The organism is Sinomicrobium pectinilyticum (assembly GCF_003725735.1).
Taxonomy (GTDB): domain Bacteria; phylum Bacteroidota; class Bacteroidia; order Flavobacteriales; family Flavobacteriaceae; genus Sinomicrobium; species Sinomicrobium pectinilyticum.
This window is the reverse complement of the sequence record NZ_RJTM01000039.1, coordinates 1-3,388: the sequence shown is the minus strand read 5'-3', so window position 1 is coordinate 3,388 and position 3,388 is coordinate 1. Positions and strand designations below refer to the sequence as shown.

General features: G+C 40.1%; 4 protein-coding genes. All 4 read left to right on the top strand.

All coding sequences use genetic code 11. The annotated features are described in order from the left end of the window. The first annotated feature begins 235 nt into the window (after window positions 1-235). The gene (locus ED312_RS07340) at window positions 236-1,522 is read left to right on the top strand and encodes a winged helix-turn-helix domain-containing protein (protein ID WP_240643051.1); all 1,287 of its coding nucleotides are present in this window, start codon (window positions 236-238) and stop codon (window positions 1,520-1,522) included. 141 nt (window positions 1,523-1,663) lie between these two features. Next, complete coding sequence (locus tag ED312_RS07335; protein WP_123215363.1) at window positions 1,664-2,029, top strand: DUF1304 domain-containing protein; 366 nt, start codon at window positions 1,664-1,666, stop codon at window positions 2,027-2,029. Window positions 2,030-2,080: 51 nt separating this feature from the next. Further along, window positions 2,081-2,560 carry a hypothetical protein gene (locus ED312_RS07330; RefSeq protein WP_148044236.1) on the top strand — a complete coding sequence of 160 codons (480 nt, stop codon included), beginning with the start codon at window positions 2,081-2,083 and terminating at the stop codon, window positions 2,558-2,560. 105 nt (window positions 2,561-2,665) lie between these two features. Next, window positions 2,666-3,304, top strand: a complete 639-nt coding sequence (locus tag ED312_RS07325) for a YiiX family permuted papain-like enzyme (protein WP_123215361.1) — start codon at window positions 2,666-2,668, stop codon at window positions 3,302-3,304. Window positions 3,305-3,388 lie beyond the last annotated feature (84 nt).

Here is a 3,388-nt window from a genome sequence, read left to right as displayed (position 1 = left end):
GCTCCGCCGGAATGTACCGAAGCCCCGGCCGTCACTCAGCTATCTCCATTTTGGTTTTACAACAAAGTAAAAACAAACTATAACAGCCTGAGCAAAGGCGGCTGAGTGCCCCGGTCTCCGACCGGGGTGTACCGAAGCCCCGGCCTTTGAATAACAATATGTATATTTGTATGTCAGCGGTCATGGCAACTAACGACTAAAAAGAGCATACCGTTGTTACTGTTCACGGAAAAATATGGCGGTGAAGATGATGCGGAAGCAGGAGCATATATTTCAATTGCGGAACGGAACTATTGAGAATGTAGAAACCAATATGAAGAAAATATCAGCATTACAACAACTCCGGTTAACAACATTAGAAAGCCAGGGATTGTTGCAGGCATCGCCGTTTGGAAAAGGAAAAGAGGCAGTATTAAATGTGTTGGAACATCTTGGATATGTACAAATAGATACCTTATCAATCGTTGAACGTGCTCATCACCACACCCTTTGGACAAGAATCCCCGGCTATAAAACAGAATATTTAGATGCGTTGGTAAAAGAACGCAAGGTGTTTGAATATTGGTTTCATGCTGCATCATATCTCCCTATGAAAGATTTTCGTTACGTTTTACCCCAGATGTCAAAGGTTAAGCGAAATGAATCGCACCATTATAATGCAGACCCTAAAGTAATGCAATATGTAATGGATACGATCCGTGCAGAAGGCCCGAAAAAAGCAAAGGATTTTGAAAGTAAAAATAAAAGAACAGGAAGCTGGTGGAATTGGAAGCCGTCAAAACTAGCGCTTGAGCGGCTTTTTATGCAGGGAGATCTGATGATTTGTGAACGTAACGGTATGCAGAAATTATATGACATTACCGAAAGGGTACTCCCCGGTGATATTAACACTACAGAACCAAGCCCGATTGAATTTGCCGAATATTTAGTAAAAACATACCTCCGTGCTTACGGATGCACAACTGTAAAACAAATTACACATCTTAAAACAGGGAAAAAAGTAAGGAAAAATGTCAATGAGGTTTTAGAATCAATGCTTCGGGAAGGTATTGTCCAAAAGGTAAATATAGAAGGTATGCCTTCTGTTTTTATACAAAGCGATTCAGAAGAAAAAACACTCAGAAAGACCAGGCCGGATATCCGGCTTCTGTCACCATTTGACAATTCGATTATTCATCGCGACCGCACAAAGCAACTTTTTGACTTTGATTTTCGTCTTGAATGTTACACCCCAAAAGAGAAAAGACAATATGGCTACTTTTGTTTACCTATCCTATTCGGAGATACGTTTATTGGTAGAGTGGACTGCAAAGCACATCGAAAAGAGAAACAATTTGAGCTGATACACCTGCATATTGAAAACCCGGATACAGACATTGAATTGTGGATAGAACCTTTTATAAAATCAATAAAACGTTTTGCCGGCTTTAATAACTGTCAATCCATAACCTTAACAAAAGTAACCCCTTCAAAACAGACCGACATAATAAAGCAGGCCATACTTATATCCGGACAAGGATAATGACATGTAGAAAGCCGCTTCTGATCCCACAGGAATACATCAACAATATGGGCTGTACAATCCGTTTTCTGAACGGAATTGATTATAATTTTACTTACTTTAGTCACACGGAATAATTATTCCGGGTAATTCACAGAAAAAATGGTAGCCATCATAGCACAAGTATTGACCGCTTTGGTCGCATTGGAACATCTGTATATTTTATGGATGGAAATGTTTGCCTGGGAAACGGTGGGGAAGAAAACATTCAGGACTATTCCCGCAGAATTGTTTAAACCCACAAAAGCGCTGGCCGCCAACCAGGGGCTATACAATGGTTTTCTCTCGGCCGGATTGATCTGGTCGTTTTTAATTTCGGACCCGGAGTGGACTACAAACATTCGTTTATTTTTTCTGGGTTGTGTAATCGTTGCAGGAATATACAGAGCCATGACAGCTTCCCGTAAAATATTTATAGTCCAGGCTTTACCGGCAATTATCGCCTTTGTTTTTGTGTTGGTCGCATAACAGGAAAGGTTACAACAATTTTTATCGCATACTAAAACCAAAACTATTAAAATGAAAATCATACTATGGTGTTGCATGTTATCACTCCTTGCTTTTAATGAAATTTATGCTCAGGATAGTCTCCTGAAGGAAGTGGAGTATACCATTATTGCAGAAGGTACGGACTCACCTGTTCCGAACCTGCAAATCGTTTGTTTCAATAAATTTTTTAATAAAGATTATTTGCCGGCCGATTTCAGGGAAAAATATAAGCTTAACGAAAAAGGACTTTATAAAAAGAAAATGCTGATTGAGATTTTCCGTACTGACGAAGACAAAAACGGATTTGATGATATTGAATTGGTTGGAATTAAGGAAAATAAGGAAAGTATGGTCGTGGAATATAACCTCGTCAATTCGGATAATGAAAATGACGATAAAGCATTAGCCCCCTTTCTTATTGTCCAGGTCCCGAAATCACAGAAACAAATCAGGTTTATTGTAAATGGGAAGGAATCGGAAGGAAGAAGTACAAAACTTTATGTAGATTAAAAATACACTGCTCCTTTCGCAAAAGACCTTCTATGTTAAAGTAAATTGAATTTAGCAACTGTTTAATTGCCAATCGGGTTTTCCCGTGGCAACACACATAAAACAATGCGGCAAACGTTTATAATCCTGCTTATCGGGCTGACAATAACACTGGGTTGTTCAAACCGTAGTTCCGACAAGGATAGAAAAGGACCCGGACAAATAATCCGGAATGGGGACATTATTTTCCAGACTTCAACATCGGGCCAGAGCAAAGCTATTCAATCAGCAACAAACTCCAGGTACAGCCACATGGGCATTATTTACCGGGATAACGGGCAGTATTTTGTTTATGAAGCCGTTGAGCCTGTAAAACTAACTCCTTTGAAAAGATGGATAAATCGGGGAGAAAAAGGGCACTATGTCATAAAACGATTGAAAAATGCCGATAAAGTGCTGACTCCGGATGTTGTAGCAAAAATGAAACAGGCAGGGAAGCAGTTTAAAGGAAAACCCTATGACATTTATTTCGAATGGTCGGACGATAAAATCTATTGCTCCGAACTCGTCTGGAAGATTTATAAACAGGCGGCCGGTATAGAAATCGGGGAGCTCCAGCGACTTTCGGACTTTAACCTCGCCGATGACATTGTCCAAACCAAAATGAAAGAAAGATACGGAGATAATATTCCAATGGACGAAAAAGTAATTTCCCCCGCTGCAATGTTCCGCTCGGACCAATTGATTACGATTGAAGAAAAATAAAAACACCATACCCCGAAAAGAATTCCCCGCCACTGTGTATCTCCGCGCCCTCTTTGTGCATCTCGTCAGCTCAGAAATGTGCAG